Annotated in this window: 9 protein-coding genes; 5 read left to right on the forward strand and 4 right to left on the reverse strand. The window is 60.5% G+C overall.

The annotated features are described in order from the left end of the window. The first annotated feature begins 377 nt into the window (after positions 1-377). Positions 378-2,459, forward strand: a complete 2,082-nt coding sequence (locus AC07XF_RS19295) for a putative bifunctional diguanylate cyclase/phosphodiesterase (RefSeq protein ID WP_495027704.1) — start codon at positions 378-380, stop codon at positions 2,457-2,459. A gap of 224 nt (positions 2,460-2,683) precedes the next feature. Next, complete coding sequence (locus AC07XF_RS19300; RefSeq protein WP_495027705.1) at positions 2,684-3,430, forward strand: SDR family oxidoreductase; 747 nt, start codon at positions 2,684-2,686, stop codon at positions 3,428-3,430. 128 nt (positions 3,431-3,558) lie between these two features. Here AC07XF_RS19300 and mapR read toward each other — a convergent pair whose 3' ends face one another. Then, positions 3,559-4,968, reverse strand: a complete 1,410-nt coding sequence (mapR, locus tag AC07XF_RS19305; protein ID WP_495027706.1) for a GntR family transcriptional regulator MpaR — start codon at positions 4,966-4,968, stop codon at positions 3,559-3,561. Between the two features lie 200 nt (positions 4,969-5,168). Beyond that, positions 5,169-6,581, reverse strand: a complete 1,413-nt coding sequence (gene ccoG, locus AC07XF_RS19310; protein ID WP_495027707.1) for a cytochrome c oxidase accessory protein CcoG — start codon at positions 6,579-6,581, stop codon at positions 5,169-5,171. 476 nt (positions 6,582-7,057) lie between these two features. Between ccoG and AC07XF_RS19315 the strand changes: the two genes are divergently transcribed. From AC07XF_RS19315 to glgB, 3 genes are all read left to right on the forward strand, one after another. Further along, positions 7,058-9,055: an alpha-1,4-glucan--maltose-1-phosphate maltosyltransferase gene (locus AC07XF_RS19315; RefSeq protein ID WP_495027708.1), complete on the forward strand. Its 1,998-nt coding sequence runs from the start codon at positions 7,058-7,060 to the stop codon at positions 9,053-9,055. A 182-nt stretch (positions 9,056-9,237) separates the two neighbouring features. Next, positions 9,238-12,579, forward strand: a complete 3,342-nt coding sequence (treS, locus tag AC07XF_RS19320; RefSeq protein ID WP_495027709.1) for a maltose alpha-D-glucosyltransferase — start codon at positions 9,238-9,240, stop codon at positions 12,577-12,579. A gap of 2 nt (positions 12,580-12,581) precedes the next feature. After that, the gene (glgB, locus tag AC07XF_RS19325; RefSeq protein WP_495027710.1) at positions 12,582-14,813 is read left to right on the forward strand and encodes a 1,4-alpha-glucan branching protein GlgB; all 2,232 of its coding nucleotides are present in this window, start codon (positions 12,582-12,584) and stop codon (positions 14,811-14,813) included. A 117-nt stretch (positions 14,814-14,930) separates the two neighbouring features. Here the strand turns inward: glgB and AC07XF_RS19330 are convergent, their stop codons facing one another. Further along, entirely contained in the window at positions 14,931-15,998 is a 1,068-nt protein-coding gene (locus tag AC07XF_RS19330; RefSeq protein ID WP_495027711.1) for an autotransporter domain-containing protein, read from the reverse strand. 299 nt (positions 15,999-16,297) lie between these two features. Next, positions 16,298-18,922, reverse strand: coding sequence for an autotransporter family protein (locus AC07XF_RS19335; RefSeq protein WP_495027712.1), 2,625 nt, complete (start codon positions 18,920-18,922; stop codon positions 16,298-16,300). Positions 18,923-19,089 lie beyond the last annotated feature (167 nt).

The raw sequence follows: 19,089 nt of genomic DNA on the forward strand, positions 1-19,089 counted from the left end.
TACGAAGGCGGAGTGTCAGGCGACAAAGACGTTGGAAATGACGGCCTCTTCGCTGGCAAGCCAGCTCCTACCGGGTTTTGGGTGGATGCGGGATTTGGGGATGGCACAAATCCAACTGTAGGAGCGGGCTTGCCCGCGAAGGCGGAGTGTCAGGCGACAAAGACGTTGGAAATGACGGCCTCTTCGCTGGCAAGCCAGCTCCTACCGGGTTTTGCGCCTGACGCGAGTTAATGTGAAACCTTAAAACAAGCGTTTCATCGGACTGATGGCCCTTTGCTCATTTTGTGAGTGCGTTCTCATTTGGAATCAGTACAATCGCCGCATTTTCCCCCGGCGAGAATCGATACCATTAACGGGGGCATTCGCGAGAAGTCCCCATGCTCATCGGTAGCTATTCCCCCACCCTGGTTATCATTTCACTCTGTGTAGCGATTCTCGCCTCATACACCGCACTCGACCTGACCGGGCGCATTGCCACCGCCAAGGGGCGCGCCGTGCATTTATGGACCGCGGGCGGGGCCATTGCCATGGGCATCGGCATCTGGTCGATGCACTTTATCGGCATGCTCGCGTTCGAGTTGCCCATCGACCTGGGCTACGACGGCACGATCACCCTGTTGTCGCTGTTGATCGGCGTGCTCTCCAGCGGATTCGCGCTGTGGCTGGTCAGCCAGCCGCAATTGCCGGCCTGGCAACTGGCTTTTGGCGCGTTGGTCATGGGCGCCGGCATCAGCGCGATGCACTACACCGGCATGGCCGCCATGCGCATGCAACCGGGTATCGACTACGACCCGACGCTGTTCGGTGCTTCGCTGATGATTGCTGTCGGTGCTTCGGGCGCGGCATTGTGGATCGCTTTCCGTTTGCGCCAACACACACCTTATGTCCGTCTGATCCGTGGCGGTGCCGCTGTGATCATGGGCATCGCCATCGTCGGCATGCACTACACGGGAATGGCCGCCGCACGCTTTGCCGACGGCAGCTTTTGCGGGGCAGCAGTCAATGGGTTGAGCGGCAAGGGCCTGGACAACCTGGTGCTGATCACCACGTTGGCGGTGCTGAGCATCGCCTTACTGACCTCGATTCTCGATGCACGCCTGGAGGCGCGCACCGCGAATCTGGCCCAGTCGCTGACCGAGGCCAACCGTGAACTGACCCAACTGGCCCTGCACGACACCCTCACCGGGTTGCCGAACCGGATGTTGCTCGCCGATCGAATCGATCAGGCCATGTCGCGGGTCCGCGAAGAGGGTGGTTGCTTTGCCCTGATGTTCATCGATCTGGACGGCTTCAAACCGGTCAACGATGCCTTTGGCCATCACATGGGTGATCTGCTGTTGCGCGAAGTGGCCTTGCGCCTGCGCGAAGAATTGCGCAGCCAGGACACCCTGGCGCGGATCGGCGGCGACGAGTTCGTGTTGCTGGTGCAATTGAGCGAGCAGATCGACGCCTTGAACCTTGCGGCCCGTCAGGTCGGGTTGATTGCGGGTGCGTTCCGGGTTGCCGAACATGATTTGCACATTTCTGCCAGCGTCGGCATCGCGCTCTACCCGGGAAACGGTCAGTCCGCCCATGAATTGCTGATGAACGCCGACGCGGCGATGTATCACGCCAAGGGCTCGGGTAAAAACGGCTACAGCTTTTTCGACGCGTCGATGAACAGCAACGCCCGCAAACAGCTGCAATTGCTGCAAGACCTGCGCAATGCCTTGGAACATCAGGAATTCAGCCTGCATTACCAGCCCAAGTTCGATGCCAGCAATGGTCGCCCGGTGGGCGCCGAGGCGTTGCTGCGCTGGGAGCACCCGACCCAGGGGATGCTGTTGCCGGACAAATTCATCGAACTCGCGGAGAAAACCGGGCTGATCATTCCGATCGGCGAATGGGTACTCAACGAAGCCTGCCGCCAGATGCGCGAGTGGTACGTGCTGGGCTACACCGAGTGGCGCATCGCGGTGAACCTTTCGGCCATCCAGTTCTGTCATTCCGGGTTGGTCCGCAGCGTCGCCAAGGCCCTGGCGGCACATCATCTGCCGGCCAACAGCCTGACCCTGGAAATCACTGAAACCACCGCCATGAGCGATGCCGATGCGAGCATGACGGTGCTTCAGGAGCTGTCGGACATGGGCGTCGACCTGTCCATCGACGATTTTGGTACTGGCTATTCGAGTTTGATGTACCTCAAGCGCCTGCCGGCCAACGAGCTGAAGATCGACCGCGGTTTTGTCCGGGACCTGGAGCGCGACAGCGATGACGCCGCCATCGTATCGGCCATCGTGGCCCTCGGCCAGGCGCTGGGGTTGCGCATCGTTGCCGAAGGTGTCGAGACGGGAGTGCAGCAGGACTTCCTGACGCAACTCGGTTGCGATTCGTTGCAGGGTTACCTGCTGGGGCATCCGCTGCCGGCCGAAGGTTTCATGGTGGAAATCCATCGCGGCGAGGCACTGGTTGCCAGTTGATCTGTGGTGAGGGAGCTTGCTGTGGCGAGGGAGCTCGCTCTCGCTGGGTCGCAAAGCGGCCCGCGCTTTTCAGCCTACAGCGCCAACTGAAATCCGGACTGCTTCGCAGCCGAACGGGAGCAAGCGCCCTCGCCACAAAGCGCTGCCGAATTCATGCAAAAACCATCAATGGCGGTTATTCTTGGCCCCGACCGCTTAAGCTTTGATTGGGGGGGTACGCTTGCATGGACAAAGTCATCGTCATCACCGGCGGCAGCCGCGGCATTGGTGCCGCCACCGCCCTGTTGGCCGCCGCGCAGGGCTATCGGATCTGCATCAACTACCAGGCTGACGAACAGGCCGCGCTCGGCGTGCTGGAGCAAGTCCGAGCCCTCGGTGCGCAAGCCATTGCGGTGCGGGCCGACGTCAGCATCGAAGACGAAGTCATCGCGCTGTTCAATCGGGTAGACAGTGAACTGGGGCGGGTCACCGCGCTGGTGAACAACGCCGGCACCGTCGGGCACAAGTCCCGGGTCGACGAAATGTCCGAGTTCCGCATTCTCAAAATCATGAAAACCAACGTCCTGGCGCCGATCCTCTGCGCCAAGCACGCGATCCTGCGCATGTCACCCAAGCACGGCGGACAGGGCGGCAGCATCGTCAACGTGTCCTCGGTGGCCGCGCGTCTGGGCGCGCCCAACGAGTACGTCGACTACGCCGCCTCCAAAGGCGCGCTCGACACCTTCACCATCGGCCTGTCCAAGGAAGTCGCGGGTGAGGGGATTCGCGTCAACGCCGTGCGTCCCGGCTACATCTACACCGATTTCCATGCCTTGAGCGGCGACCCGGATCGGGTCAGCAAGCTGGAATCGGCGATCCCGATGGCCCGGGGCGGGCGGCCGGATGAAGTGGCGGAGGCGATTGTCTGGTTGCTGTCGGACAAGGCGTCTTATGCGACGGGGACTTTCGTCGATCTCGGCGGTGGACGTTGATCTGAGGTTTGTGTTGTCAGTGCTGGCCTCTTCGCGGGCAAGCCCGCTCCCACAGGGATTCTTCACCGGAAATACCTGGTGGGAGCGGGCTTGCTCGCGAAGGCGTTAGTGCAGGCAACATCTAACCCTCAAAACGACCGCACAATCCGCCCCAACGTCTCCATCGCCTTCTCCGCAGCCTCATCCCACGGGCTCCCGTAATTCAAGCGAATGCAATTCCTGAACCGCTGCGTCGGCGAGAAAATCGGTCCCGGCGCAATGCTGATGCCTTGCGCCAACGCCATCTGAAACAACTTCAATGAATCCATCTGTTCCGGCAATTCCAGCCACAAAAAGTACCCGCCCGCCGGTTGGCTGACCCGCGTCTGTGCCGGGAAATAACGGGCTATAGCGGCGAGCATGGCGCTTTGCTGGTCTTCCAGCGCGTGGCGCAATTTACGCAGATGCCGGTCGTAGCCGCCGTGTTGCAGGTAATCGGCGATGGCCGCCTGGGCCGGCATCGACGCGCACAGCGAGGTCATGAGTTTCAGCCGTTCGATTTTTTGCGCGTAACGACCGGCCGCCACCCAGCCGATGCGGTAACCGGGGGCCAGGCTTTTGGCGAACGAGCCGCAGTGCATCACCAGGCCTTCGGTATCGAATGCCTTGGCCGGTTTCGGTGCTTGTTGACCGTAATACAGTTCGGCGTAGACATCGTCTTCGATCAGCGGTACCTGATGGCGGCGCAATAATTCCACAAGCTGCTGTTTCTTTGCCTCGGGCATGGTCGCGCCCATGGGGTTCTGGAAGCTGGTCATGCACCAGCAGGCCTTGATCGGGTGGCGTTCCAGGGTTTGTGCCAGTACGCCAAGGTCGATGCCATCGCGCGGATGCACGGGGATTTCCACGGCTTTGAGCTTCAGGCGTTCGAGCACTTGCAGGCAGGCGTAGAACGCCGGGGCTTCGATGGCCACCAGATCGCCCGGTTCAGTGACTGCTTGCAGGCACAGGTTCAGCGCTTCCAGGGCGCCGTTGGTGATCAGCAGTTCTTCCATCGGCAGCATCAGGCCGCCGACCATGTAGCGCAGGGCGATCTGTCGGCGCAGCTGCGGGTTGCCGGGCGACATGTCGGTGACGACCATGCGCGGGTCCATCTCGCGGGTGGCACTGGCCAGGGAACGGGACAAACGTTGCAGGGGAAACAGCGTCGGGCTGGGGAACGCCGAGCCGAAGGGCACGGTGTTCGGATCCTTGATCGAATCGAGCACCGAGAACACCAGTTCGCTGACATCGACTTCGGTGGACTCGTTGACCTGATTGCTGATTTCCGGCTCGGAAAACGGCCGAGGCGCATGGGCGTTGACGAAGTAGCCGGAGCGCGGACGGGCGCGGATCAGACCGCGTCGTTCCAGCAAGTAGTAGGCCTGGAACACTGTCGACGGGCTGACCCCGTAGGTCTGGCTGGCGTAGCGTACCGACGGCACACGCTGGCCCGGGCCGAGGACGCCGGAGCGGATCAGTTCTGCAATGTCGTCGGCGAATTTTTCGTAGCGTTTCATCGGTATCCCGTCATGGAACTCATTCGAACAGATTTTGCGGCGAGGGAGCTTGTCTGTGGCGAGGGAGCTTGCTCCCGCTGGACTGCGCAGCAGTCCCATTTTGGGGCCGCTTCGCGACCCAACGGGAGCAAGCTCCCTCGCCACAGTGGATTGCGTTGCCAAAACAGGAGCGCATTTCACACGGACCGCAGTCTAAGGGATCAGCGATTCATCGGCGCGACAAACCGGCTCTTCGCCACGCTGTAGACGCCAGGTTCATCGTTGTCGACCACCTTGAAGCTGATGCTCTGCGAACTGCTGGCCGGACGTTGCGTGAGCATCGCCACCGACACCGGCACATCGATAATCTCCCCCGGCGCCAGGCTCAACACGGTCTTGCCCTGCAACTCGAAATCATCGGCATCGACCAGGCTCAATTGATAGTCCTGACGCTGCTGGGTTTTGTTGATCACCTTCAGACTGTAGATGTTTTCGATCTGCCCCTGGCTGTTCTCGCGGAACAGGCCCCGGTCCTTGCTGACGTCGAGCGACACCATCGGCCGCTCCATCAGCGCCACCACCAGCGCGGCGATCATCACCAGCAGTACGGCGGTGTAGCCGATCAGGCGCGGACGCAGCAGGTGAGTCTTGCCACCTTGCAACTGGTGTTCAGAGGTGTAGCTGATCAGTCCCCGGGCGTAGCCCATTTTGTCCATGATCGAATCGCAGGCGTCGATGCACGCGGCGCAACCGATGCATTCCATCTGCAGGCCATCGCGGATATCGATGCCGGTCGGGCAGACCTGTACGCAGAGCTGGCAATCGATGCAATCGCCCAGGCCGACTTCGGCGGGTTTGACTTCGCGTTTGCGCGGGCCACGGTTTTCGCCTCGGGCCACGTCGTAGGAAATGGTCAGGGTGTCTTTATCGAACATCACGCTCTGGAACCGCGCGTAGGGGCACATGTGCATGCACACTGCTTCACGCAGCCAACCGGCATTGATGTACGTGGCGCCGGTAAAAAACAGCACCCAAAACAGGCTGACGCCGCTCATTTGAAAGGTCAGCAGCTCTTCGGCCAGCGGCCGGATCGGCGTGAAGTAGCCGACGAAGGTCAGGCCGGTCAGCAGGCTGATGGCCAGCCACAAAGTGTGCTTGGCCGAGCGCCGCATCAGTTTGTTCAGGCCCCACGGCGCGGCTTGCAACTTGATCCGCTGGTTGCGTTCACCTTCGGTGATCTTCTCGCACCACATGAAGATCCAGGTCCACGAACTTTGCGGGCAGGTGTAGCCGCACCAGACCCGGCCCGCGAATACGGTGATCGCAAACAGGCCGAACGCGGCAATGATCAACAGCGCCGAGAGCAGGATGAAATCCTGCGGCCAGAAGGTCGCGCCGAAGATATGGAACTTGCTCTCGGAAAGATCCCAGAGCACCGCCTGGCGGCCGCCCCAGTTCAGCCACACGGTGCCGAAAAACAACAAAAACAGAAAACCCGCGCCGCTGATGCGCAGGTTGCGGAACAGCCCGGTGAAGCTGCGGGTGTGGATCAGGTTGTCGCTGGACTTGGCCTTCGTCTTTAAACGCGAAGGTTCGAATGTTTCAACGGTTCGGACGGGGATTCTCTCGCTCATGGTCTTTCGCTCATCAGCCTCCATCAGGCATGAGCACTATGAGCGGCAATCTGTTTGCATAACAGACTCAGGTATTGCATTAAAAAGCGGATCAGATGGTGCAGTTTGCACGGCGTGCGACAAGTTGAAGCACCCGCTGTCGTTACGCACAAACGCCTATCCGGAACAGCGGCGGCGGATGTTGATCAATGTCAGTCAAATCACCGAATCACTGTCGGTACCTTCAAGTGCCGGCGTCACGGCCGGGAATGTATTGTTCATTGTTCAAGCCTACGATGGCACATGGCGTGAGTCGTGCTTAAGTAGGTGGACTGGTTGGTTGACCGCTGCACGAAGAACTTGATTGCGGACATTGCTGATGAAACTTTCCCGACGGCTGCCGTTCGGAACCATAGTGAGTGTATTCCAGGGCGGATGGCCCGACGGGATGGCGACCAGACACAAGCGCGTCCATGGGGCGTAAGGAGAGAGGCTCGATGACGGCTGAAAAACCGACTGAGTTGAGCTACAACCCGCACATGCCGCTGTCGCAGGCGTTGTTGCTGCCGCGTATTGTCATAGAAAACTGCATGCCGACCCTTGAAGGCGGGCAGTTCGCGGTCAAGGCCGTGGTGGGGCAGGACGTGGTGGTGACGGCCAAGGTCTTCGCCGACGGGCATGACAAACTGGCGGTTCGCGTGCGCTGGCGGGCCGAAGACGAGGACGTCTGGCAAAGCGCTGTCATGCACGATCTGGGCAACAACGGCTGGCAAGGGCAGTTCCGTGTGAACAGCCAGGGCCGTTATCTGTTCTGTATCGAAGCCTGGATCGATCAGTTCGCCAGTTTTTGCTACGAACTGGAAAAGAAACATTTGGCTGCCGTGCCCGTCAGCCTCGAATTGCAGGAAGGCCGGATTCATGTCCAGCAGGCTGCCGAACGCAGCGAAGGGCTACTCAGCGAGCAACTGGCGGCCTTGCACCATGAACTGTCAGGACTGCTCGAAACCGAGCAGATCGCACTGTTTCTGCACCAGCGTAGCGCCGACCTCATGGCCCGCGTCGATCATCGTGCCTACCTCAGCCTGAGCCCGGAGTATCCGGTGGATGTGGAGCGCGAACTGGCGCAGTTCGCCAGTTGGTATGAATTGTTTCCGCGTTCGATCACCGACAGTCCCGCGCGCCATGGCACCTTCAATGACGTGCATTCACGGCTGGCGATGATCCAGGACATGGGTTTCGACGTGTTGTATTTCCCGCCGATCCACCCGATCGGACGCAGCTACCGCAAAGGTCCGAACAATTCCCTGACGGCGGGTCCCGATGATCCGGGCAGCCCTTATGCAATCGGCAGCGAGGAGGGCGGGCACGAGGCGATTCACTCGCAACTGGGTACCCGCGAAGACTTCCGCCGACTGGTCGCGGCCGCTGCTGCCCACGGCCTGGAAATTGCCCTGGATTTTGCCATCCAGTGTTCCCAGGACCATCCGTGGCTCAAGCAGCACCCCGGCTGGTTCAACTGGCGGCCTGACGGTACGATCAAATACGCGGAGAACCCGCCGAAGAAATACCAGGACATCGTCAATGTCGACTTCTATACCCCCGAGGCAATTCCGAGCCTGTGGGTGGAGCTGCGCGACATCGTGGTGGGCTGGGTCGAGGAGGGCGTGAAGATCTTTCGCGTCGATAACCCGCACACCAAGCCGCTGCCATTCTGGCAATGGCTGATCGCCGATGTACGGGCGTTGTACCCCGAGGTGATCTTCCTCGCCGAAGCCTTTACCACCCCGGCAATGATGGCGCGCCTGGGCAAGGTCGGTTATTCCCAGAGCTACACCTATTTCACCTGGCGCAACACCAAGGCCGAACTGGCGAGTTACTTCAGCGAACTCAACGAATCGCCATGGCGCGAATGTTACCGGCCGAATTTTTTCGTCAATACGCCGGACATCAACCCGGCGTTCCTCCATGACTCCGGGCGTCCCGGGTTTCTCATCCGCGCCGTGCTGGCGACCATGGGCTCGGGCCTGTGGGGCATGTATTCGGGTTTCGAGTTGTGCGAGTCGGCTCCGGTGCCGGGCAAGGAGGAATACCTCGATTCCGAGAAATACGAGATCCGCCCGCGGGATTTCAATGCGCCGGGAAACATTATTGCCGAGATCGCCCAGCTCAACCGCATCCGCCGGCAAAACCCGGCGTTGCACACGCATCTGGGCCTGAAGGTCTACAACGCCTGGAACGACAACATCCTGTACTTCGGTAAACGCAGCTTTGACGGCAGCAACTTTATCCTGGTGGCGGTCAGCCTCGATCCGCACAACGTGCAGGAAGCGAACTTCGAGTTGCCATTGTGGGAAATGGGCTTGCCCGACAACGCCAGCACCCAGGGCGAAGACTTGATGAATGGCCATCGCTGGACGTGGCACGGCAAGCAGCAATTCATGCGGATCGACCCGGCATACCAGCCGTTCGGGATCTGGCGCATTACCGCCTCTTGAGAACACCACAACCTCTGTGGCGAGGGAGCTTGCTCCCGCTGGGTTGCGCAGCGACCCCGTACATTTTCAGCGACACCGTGTTCGACCGGATTGCGACTGCTGCGCAGTCGAGCGGGAGCAAGCTCCCTCGCCACAGAAAAATCCCGTCCTGTGGCCAAAGTTGAATTCACCAGGAGTTTCACATGGCGAAGAAACCCAAGGCAGCCACGTTCATCAAGGACCCGCTCTGGTACAAGGACGCGGTGATCTATCAAGTCCACGTCAAATCTTATTTCGACTCCAACAACGACGGGATTGGCGACTTTCCCGGCCTCATCGCCAAGCTCGATTACATTGCCGACCTCGGCGTCAACACCATCTGGCTGTTGCCGTTCTATCCCTCGCCACGGCGCGACGATGGTTATGACATCGCCGAATACCGCGGCGTGCACAGCGACTACGGCACCATGGCCGATGCCCGGCGTTTCATAGCCGAGGCGCACAAACGCGGCCTGCGGGTGATCACCGAGCTGGTCATCAACCACACCTCCGACCAGCACCCCTGGTTCCAGCGTGCGCGCAAGGCCAAGCCCGGTTCGGCGGCGCGGGACTTCTACGTATGGTCGGACGACGACCAAAAGTACGATGGCACCCGCATCATTTTCCTCGACACCGAAAAGTCCAACTGGACCTGGGACCCGGTCGCTGGCCAATACTTCTGGCACCGCTTCTACTCCCATCAGCCGGACCTGAACTTCGATAATCCGCAAGTGATGAAAGCGGTGCTGTCGGTCATGCGGTACTGGCTCGACATGGGCATCGACGGCTTGCGCCTGGACGCGATTCCCTACCTGATCGAACGCGACGGCACCAACAACGAGAACCTGCCGGAAACCCACGACGTCCTGAAAAAAATCCGCGCCGAAATCGACGCCAATTACCCCGATCGCATGCTGCTGGCCGAGGCCAATCAATGGCCGGAGGACACACAGTTGTACTTCGGCGACACCGACAAGAAAGGCTTGAACGGCGACGAATGCCACATGGCCTTTCACTTTCCGTTGATGCCGCGCATGTACATGGCCCTGGCCCAGGAAGATCGCTTCCCGATCACCGACATTCTACGCCAGACCCCGGACATTCCCGCCAACTGCCAGTGGGCGATTTTCCTGCGCAACCACGATGAGCTGACCCTGGAAATGGTCACTGACAAGGAGCGCGATTACCTGTGGAATTACTACGCTGCCGACCGCCGGGCGCGGATCAACCTGGGGATTCGTCGTCGCCTCGCGCCGCTGATGGAGCGTGATCGACGCCGGGTCGAACTGCTCAATAGCCTGTTGCTGTCGATGCCCGGCACGCCGACCCTGTATTACGGCGATGAAATCGGCATGGGCGACAACATCTACCTCGGCGATCGCGACGGTGTGCGTACGCCGATGCAATGGTCGATCGACCGCAATGGCGGTTTCTCCCGCGCCGACCCGGCCAGCCTGGTGCTGCCGCCAATCATGGATCCGCAATACGGTTATCTGTCGGTCAACGTCGAAACCCAGGCAGGCGACCCGCATTCGCTGTTGAACTGGACCCGGCGCATGCTCGCCGTGCGCAAGCAGTCCAAGGCCTTCGGGCGCGGTACGTTGAAAATGCTGTCGCCGAGCAACCGGCGGATTCTGGCCTACACCCGTGAATACACCGGGGCGGACGGTAAACACGAAGTCATTCTGTGCGTGGCCAACGTGTCGCGCAGTGCCCAGGCCGCCGAGCTCGATTTGTCCGCCTACGTCGGCATGGTGCCGGTGGAGATGCTCGGGGGTAACGCGTTCCCGCCCATCGGCCAGCTGAATTTCCTCCTGACGCTGGCGCCTTATGGCTTCTATTGGTTCGGCCTCGCCGCGGAAAACCAGATGCCGAGCTGGCACGTGGAACCCGCACAGAGCCTGCCGGACTTCACCACGCTGGTGCTGAAAAAACGCATGGAAGAACTGCTCGAAGCGCCGTCACGCACCACGCTGGAGCAAAACATCCTGCCGAACTGGTTGCAGAACCGCCGCTGGTTCGCCGGCAAGGACGCCGCCATCGAGCAGGTCGAACTGGCCTATGGCGTGCGGTTCGGCGATCCGCAGCATCCGGTACTGTTCAGTGAGATCAACGTCACCAGCGGTGGCCAGAGCAGCCGCTACCAGCTACCGTTCGGCTTTATCTCCGAGGACCAGGTCGGTACGCCGTTGCCGCAGCAATTGGCGTTGTCGCGGGTACGGCGCGGGCGCCAGGTCGGCTTGATCACCGATGCCTTCAGCCTGGAAACCTTTGTGCATGCCGTATTGCAAGGCATTCAGGCCGGCAGCGTATTGGCCTCTGGCGATGGCGAGATTCGCTTCGAGTCCACCGCCGAGCTGGAAAAACTCGGCCTGAACGCTGAGTCCCCGGTGCGCTACCTGTCCGCCGAACAATCCAACAGTTCGGTGGTGATCGGCAACAGCCTGGTGCTGAAATTGATCCGTAAGGTTGCCTCCGGCGTGCACCCTGAGCTGGAAATGAGCGCGTACCTGACCGAAGCCGGGTTCGGCAATATTTCGCCTTTGCTGGGGGCCGTGGTGCGTCGGGATGCAGCGGGTGAAGACAACCTGCTGATGATCGCCCAAGGTTATCTGAGCAATCAGGGTGACGCCTGGGAGTGGACCCAGAACAACCTCGAGCGGGCGTTACGCGATGAGCTGGCCGATGCGGTGTCCGAGCAGGAACAGCATTACAACGCGCTCGGCGAATTGAAAGATTTCGCCGCTATGCTGGGCCGGCGACTGGGGGAAATGCATCAGGTGCTGGCAGCGCCGAGCGTCAACCCGGACTTCTTGCCGCAGGTCACCACGCAGCAGGATGCACTGGCCTCGGCCAAGGATGTAGCGGCGCAAATCGAGCAGGCGCTGAACTTGCTCAAGCAGCATAGAAATCAACTGAACCCGGTGGACCAGACTTTGGTTGGCCGTTTACTGGACAACAAAAAAGCCATTCTCGGTCATGTGCAAGCGTTGGGGAAAAAAACCGCGGGGGGCTTGCGCATTCGTGTGCACGGCGACCTGCATCTGGGGCAAGTGCTGGTGATCAAGGGCGATGCCTACCTGATCGACTTCGAAGGCGAACCGGCGCGGCCATTGCATGAACGACGGGGCAAACACAGCCCGTACAAGGATGTCAGCGGCGTGCTGCGTTCCTTCGACTATGCGGCGGCGATGGCGATCAACGTGCAGAACGTCGATAACACCGCGGCGGCCGATGCTGCGCGTTTGCGGGTGACCGATCGCTACTTGAGCGAGGCGCGACAAGCATTTGTCGACGCTTATCGGCTGGCGGCAGCTAGTCTTTCCCATGCATGGCAAGATCCTGAAGGCGAGGATGCCGCGCTGGCGTTGTTCGGTCTGGAGAAGGCGGCGTATGAAGTAGCCTATGAGGCGGAAAATCGCCCTACCTGGTTGCCCGTGCCGTTGCACGGTTTATATGGATTATTAAGTGGGCTTAAACCCTTTTCCGATCTTGGTGGAGAGTAGTCATGAGTGTCTCGAACAAGGAACAGGGTCATCACAAAGAAGCGCTGCTACCCAACGCGCGGGATATCGATGCATTGGTGCGCGCCGAGCATATCGATCCGTTTGCGATTCTCGGCCCTCACGCCGATGGCGCTGGCGGGCAGTTCATTCGCGCTTATTTGCCGGGTGCCCTGAGTGTGCAGGTGCTGGCCAGGGCGTCCGGCGAAGAGCTCGGGCAACTTGAAGCCACAGCGACGCCGGGGTTGTTTGTCGGGCATTTCGATCATGCGCAAGCGTATCTGCTGTGCACCCGTTGGGCCGGCGGCGAACAAACGGCCGAAGACCCCTACAGCTTCGGCCCGTTGCTGGGCGAAATGGACTTGTACCTGTTTGCCGAAGGCAATCACCGCGACCTCAGTGCCTGCCTGGGCGCGCAACTCAAGACTGTGGACGGCGTCGACGGCGTGCGTTTCGCCGTGTGGGCGCCGAATGCCCGGCGGGTGTCGGTGGTCGGTGATTTCAACGTTTGGGACGGGCGCCGGCATCCAATGCGCCTGCGTCATCCCACCGGTGTCTGGGAGTTGTTCATCCCGCGCCTGCAAGCAGGGGACGCCTACAAATACGAGATTCTCGGTGCCCATGGCATTCTGCCGTTGAAGGCTGATCCCGTGGCGCTGGCCACCAGCTTGCCGCCGGACACCGCGTCGAAAGTCGCTTCGCCGCTGAAGGTCGACTGGCAGGACCACGACTGGATGCTGTCCCGTGGCGAACGCCAGCGCCCGACCGCCGCGCTGTCGATCTACGAGTTGCACGCCGGCTCATGGCAATGCGAACTGGATGATCTTGGCGAAGTGGCCCGGCAATACACCTGGCCCGAATTGGCCGATCGACTGATTCCCTATGTCAAAGACCTCGGTTTCACCCACATCGAACTGATGCCGATCATGGAGCACCCATTCGGCGGTTCGTGGGGTTATCAGTTGCTGTCGCAATTCGCTCCGAGTGCGCGTTTTGGCACCCCGGACGAGTTCGCCGCGTTCGTCAATGCCTGCCACCAGGCCGACATCGGGGTGATCCTCGACTGGGTGCCTGCGCATTTTCCGACCGATGTCCATGGTCTGGCCCAGTTCGACGGCACGGCGCTGTACGAGTACGGCAATCCGCAGGAAGGCTTTCATCAGGACTGGGACACGCTGATCTACAACCTGGGTCGCAATGAAGTGCACGGCTACATGCTGGCGTCGGCACTGCACTGGCTCAAGCATTTCCACGTTGATGGCCTGCGCGTCGATGCGGTGGCCTCGATGCTGTACCGCGACTACTCGCGCAAGGCCGGCGAATGGGTGCCGAACCGCCATGGCGGGCGGGAGAACCTGGAGGCTATCGACTTCCTGCGCCACCTCAACGACGTCGTAGCACTGGAAGCGCCGGGCGCCCTGGTGATCGCCGAAGAATCCACCGCATGGCCGGGCGTCAGCCAGGGCACGCAACAGGGCGGCCTGGGCTTTGCCTACAAATGGAACATGGGCTGGATGCACGATTCGCTGCATTACATCCAGCAAGACCCGGTCTACCGCGCCCATCACCACAACGAGCTGAGTTTCGGCCTGGTGTATGCCTGGTCCGAACGTTTCATCCTGCCGATCTCCCACGACGAAGTGGTGCACGGTAAACATTCGCTGATCGACAAAATGCCCGGCGACCGCTGGCAGAAATTCGCCAACCTGCGGGCCTATCTGAGTTTCATGTGGGCGCACCCGGGCAAGAAACTGTTGTTCATGGGCTGCGAGTTCGGCCAGTGGCGCGAGTGGAACCACGACCAGCAACTGGACTGGTACTTGTTGCAGTACCCCGAACACAAAGGCGTGCAAAAACTGGTCGGTGACCTCAATCGCTTGTACCGCGAAGAGCCGGCGCTGCACGAACAGGACGATGTGCCACAGGGTTTCCAATGGCTGATCGGCGATGACGCGATCAACAGCGTTTATGCATGGCTGCGCTGGAGCAAGGACGGCAAGCCGGTGCTGGTGGTGGCCAACTTCACGCCGGTGCCGCGCGAGGCTTATCGCGTTGGGGTGCCGTTTGCCGGGCAGTGGAGCGAGGTGCTCAACAGCGACTCGTCTATCTATGCCGGTTCCAACTACGGCAACAATGGCGGGGTTGTTGCAGAGGAAACGCCGAGCCATGGGCAGGCGTTGTCGTTGGTGTTGAATTTGCCGCCGTTGGCGGTGTTGATGTTGCGGCCGCAGGGCTGATCCAGAGACGGCACCGCTGCTATTGGCGAGCAAGCCCGCTCCCACATTGGATGAATGTGGGAGCGGGCTTGCTCGCGAAGGGGCCAGTCTCGCCAAAAGATCTTTTGCAGTATTCCCTCACCAGCGCATCCGCACACCCAGGCTGCCAATCAAACCGTTCAGATCGTTGTCGTCCACGTCGCTGCTGTAGTCGGCGCTGACGTACAGGCTTACGGACGGGGTGACTCTGGCGACCAGGCCCAGACCCAGTTCGACGGTCGAGGAACTGCGGCTACTACTGATCTTGTCGACCTGATCGAGGGTTATGGTGTTGCCGGTGTACACCGTGTGCCACAAGTTGGTCCGCACGTAGGGTTCGACCGGCAAGCCGTTGATGTCGTAACTGCCTTTCAAGTGTGCACCGACCCGGCCGCTCCACGAGGTCAGGTCAGTGGAAGATGCGTTGCCTGATCCGGCATACGGGGTGTCGAGGGTGATGCGCTGATTGATCAACTGCGCCTGCGGTTCAATCACCCAGTTTTCGCCCAGGCCGATGGGGAAGCCACCTTCCACCGACAGCGTCATCGCGCTGCCCTCGGTGGCTCTTCGGGTCCCTTGCTCGTTGCGGCTGAAACCGCTGACCCGGCCACCGCTGGCGGTCAGGTCGACGTGCCAGCCTTGCGACCCGGTCAGGCTCCAATAGGCGCCGAGGCTTTGCCCCTGGAGGTTGAGCGTGTCGCTGTTGGGATCGGACAATGCCTGGGTGATCTGTGCGCCCTTGTTATTGAGCTGGAACTGGCTCGCGCCACCGACCAGACCAACCCTGTGCGTATGGCCACTGGCGCTTTGCAGGGTCAGGATCGCCGGGCCTTTGAGTTGGTTGGTGCCGGGGACGGCCAGCCCCGGGGATAGGTAATCGGTTTGTGCCTGGCGAGAGGGCTGGCCGTAGAGTTGGTCCCAGGTCGTAGGTGCAGCGTCTTCAGTGGTCAGGCTGGAACTGCGTAGATCGGGGTGAGCGCTGAATTGACCGGGATAGGTTATTGCGATGGTCGACAAACTGAGTGTCGGGATGTCCTGGCGATACCACGGGGCTGTGTCTTGCTCGGCAGTGGCGGCTTGCACTTCGATGGAGGAACACAGCAAGAGTGAACTCGACACTGTGCAAAAAGTGATTTTGATCTCTTGTGGGGTGAGTGAAATTTTCATGGAGGTCTACCTTGTAGTCGCATGCGCAATCTCGCTCTGGCGTCTCTCCTACCCCGAATGAGGGGCGACCGAATGGATTAGGAAGGGTCACGGGTTGCCCGTTTTTACGGGAGCCTGTGGCTGGTCCTGGTGGTAATTCCGGGGGTAGTAACGTGAAGTCAAGAAGACCGAAACGGTCGAGTCAAGAAAATCGCCGATCAGTGGTAATGGTTTAAGTGACTGATTTATGACGTATCTCTAAGTTCTTGTTTGTTCGAAAAACCGTCAAAAAAACCTCGGCTCAGAGCGGTTTTCAACCCTCACCACTTCACCCGAACCCCCACGTTACCGAATGTTCCCCGTTGCTGGTTGCTGTCGATATTGCTGGTGTAGTCGACACCGGCATACACACTGACGGATGCCGCGACGCTCAGCACCATCCCGATACCGAGGTCGGCAGACGAGGTTCGTTGTTGGGTTTCGATCTGATCGACATGGTCAAAGGTGACCGTATCGGTACCGCTGAAGGTGTGCCAGATATTGGCCCGCAGATACGGCTCCAGCGGCCGGCCACTGAACTCGTAGCGACCCTTCAGGCGTGCGCCGACGCGGCCAGTCCAGGCGCTGTCGGAATCGAACGAGACATGGGAAATGCCGTCGTCCTGACTATCGAGTTTGACCTTCTGATAAATCGCCTGGGCCTGGGGTTCGACCACCCAGTTTCCGGCCACCGCGATCGGGTATCCGACTTCTGCCGATAACGTCGTGACGTGACCATCATTGTCGATCTTCAGGCCGCTTTCGGACCGATTGTCACCATTGAGCCAGGTGTACATGGCCACGGTATCGAGATACGCGCCGGCAGGATCGGTCAGGGTCCAGTACACACCAAGACTGTCTCCCTGCAATTCCACTTTGCCGGAGCGTTTGCCTTCGAAGCCCTGATTGAAACCGTCGACATCACCTTGCAAGCGGCTGTGGCCGATAAAAAAACCGCTGCGTTGGGTTTGCCCACCCGCCAACTGTGAACTGAACAGGTCATTGCCGACCTGGAAGCCATTGAGCGAACCGTTCAGTCTTGGCGTGACGGTACCGGCCCAGGTCTGCTCGAGGTTCTTGCCGTAGACCCGGCCCCAACCGGCGCCCAAGGCACCGGTTTCAGTCAGCAGGCGCTGATCGCCCTGACGATCATGGAAGGTGCCCAAAGCGGTCAGGCTCAGTTGTGCTGCGGCTGGCGGCACCACCGACCAGGTGGGGACGGCCTCGCGATACAGGGGGATCGGTGCTGCGCCGGGAACCGCGACCGGTAACACCGGAGCTTCGACCGTCACGACGCCTTCAGGCCCTTGCCCCGGTTGCCCCGGTTGACCCGGTTGAACCCCGGTGGCCACAACCACGGGCGCGGCGACCGGCACTGCCACGATGGGCACCAGCGTCGGCGGCAAGGCGGGATCAGGGTTGGCGACGGCGACCAATGGCGGTGCCACCACCGAGGAACGCAGGTACCAACTGTTTTCGCTACCCGGTGTGATACCGCCTTTGAACAGGCGGTATTCGAAGGCGCCAACCGACACTCGGGCTTTGAGAGTGAACGCGGTGTTGTCGCTGACCGCAGTGCCTTGGGCCTGTACCAGCTGGATACCGTTTTGCCGGGTCAGGGCACCCGCGCCGCCAACGTTGGTGACGCTGATCAGGGTGCTGCCGGTCAGAGTTCCGTTGTTGACCACCAGCTTGTCGCTGGGGGAGCTGTCATCGCCCACTGCGCTTTGCAAGAGCAACTGACCGCCGTTACCCACGTAATTGCCTTCAACCGTCAGGGTGTCATTGGTACGCAAGTTACCGCCGGCAAGATCGATGACGCCGCTGTTGTTCAAGGTGGCGAGCCGGCCCGCAGTCAACGGCGTGATGCTGCCCTGGACTGAAGTCAGCGTACTGCTGCCGTCGATGTTGAACACGCCGGTGCCGGTGGTGCTGTCCCCCAGTTGAAGATTGCCATCGAGATCAAAGTGCGAGCCGTTGCCCAGGTTGACGGTTTCCCAGTTGATATACCGGGCAGCGCCTGACGAGGTGGTGTGATCGAAGGTCAGCAGGTCATTGCCATTGCCGCCATTGATGCTCGGGGTCAGGGCGAGGGTGCTTTCGGTCAGATTGCGCAAAGTGGCGCGGTCGTTGCCCGCCTCCAGCAGGACTTGCGAGCGGATGGTCCCGCCGCCGTCCCACACCAGCGTGTCATCGCCGTTACCGGCGCGAATCTCGCCGACGATTTCCCCGCCTGTGACCGTGATGCTGTCGTTGCCGTTGCTGACACTGATGTTGCCGCCGATACGCCCCCCGGAAACGATGATGGTATCGGTGCCCAAACCGGTCACCAGATTGCCGATGATCTGCCCACCCGACATGTCGAACAGGTTGTTGTCGAGTTTCATGTCGACACGGCCAATGGTGCCGCCGGTCATCCTGGCGACGTCGCCATCTTCGAAGGCGCCGACGATGGTGCCGCCGGTCATCAGAAAGGTGTCGCGACCGTCCCCTTGGGCCAGGGACTGAATGGTCCCGCCAGACATGACAAAGTTGTCGATGCCATTGCCCTGGTTGACCGCCCCGGTGACTTGCCCGGCGCTGATCGTAAAACTATCCGCCCCGTCGCCCAGATCCACGGCGCCTGCCACGGTGCCCGAAGCCATGGTCACGGTGTCAGCGCCGGCACCGAAGGTCACGTTGCCGTTGATCCTGCCGGTGCCATTGGCGGGGAAGGTCAGGGTGTTGTTACCCGATAAATCGGTCAGCGGCCCGCTGGTGGCGCTGTCGCAGACAAAATTGTCGTTACCGGCGGTGGGGATAAGAGTGCAGGCAGCGAAGGCTGCCTGGGGCCAATTCGCACATAACCAGATTGAGAATAAACAGGCGCCGAATCGGTATTTGGGCAGATCTGTCGAAAACTCCATGTTTGCCTCCGCGATGGGATCAGCGTCCGTTCCTTTGGCCGCCACGAATGGCCAGGACCGACCGCCCTTACCGACATCGGCAGGGCATCACCAACGTAGCAGTCACTGATTCAACATGGCTACTGTCAGAAATAACAGGTGGGGGCGATTTTTCGGCAGTTCGCACT

It is taken from the genome of Pseudomonas sp. GW821-FHT01C01 (assembly GCF_059422645.1).

Excerpts from the sequence above, each read along its gene's own strand:
- treS (WP_495027709.1), top strand. The coding sequence starts at position 9,238 with ATGGCGAAGAAACCCAAGGCAGCCACGTTCATCAAGGACCCGCTCTGG.
- AC07XF_RS19335 (WP_495027712.1), bottom strand. The coding sequence starts at position 18,922 with ATGGAGTTTTCGACAGATCTGCCCAAATACCGATTCGGCGCCTGTTTA.
- AC07XF_RS19300 (WP_495027705.1), top strand. The coding sequence starts at position 2,684 with ATGGACAAAGTCATCGTCATCACCGGCGGCAGCCGCGGCATTGGTGCC.
- mapR (WP_495027706.1), bottom strand. The coding sequence starts at position 4,968 with ATGAAACGCTACGAAAAATTCGCCGACGACATTGCAGAACTGATCCGC.
- AC07XF_RS19295 (WP_495027704.1), top strand. The coding sequence starts at position 378 with ATGCTCATCGGTAGCTATTCCCCCACCCTGGTTATCATTTCACTCTGT.
- ccoG (WP_495027707.1), bottom strand. The coding sequence starts at position 6,581 with ATGAGCGAGAGAATCCCCGTCCGAACCGTTGAAACATTCGAACCTTCG.
- AC07XF_RS19315 (WP_495027708.1), top strand. The coding sequence starts at position 7,058 with ATGACGGCTGAAAAACCGACTGAGTTGAGCTACAACCCGCACATGCCG.
- glgB (WP_495027710.1), top strand. The coding sequence starts at position 12,582 with ATGAGTGTCTCGAACAAGGAACAGGGTCATCACAAAGAAGCGCTGCTA.
- AC07XF_RS19330 (WP_495027711.1), bottom strand. The coding sequence starts at position 15,998 with ATGAAAATTTCACTCACCCCACAAGAGATCAAAATCACTTTTTGCACA.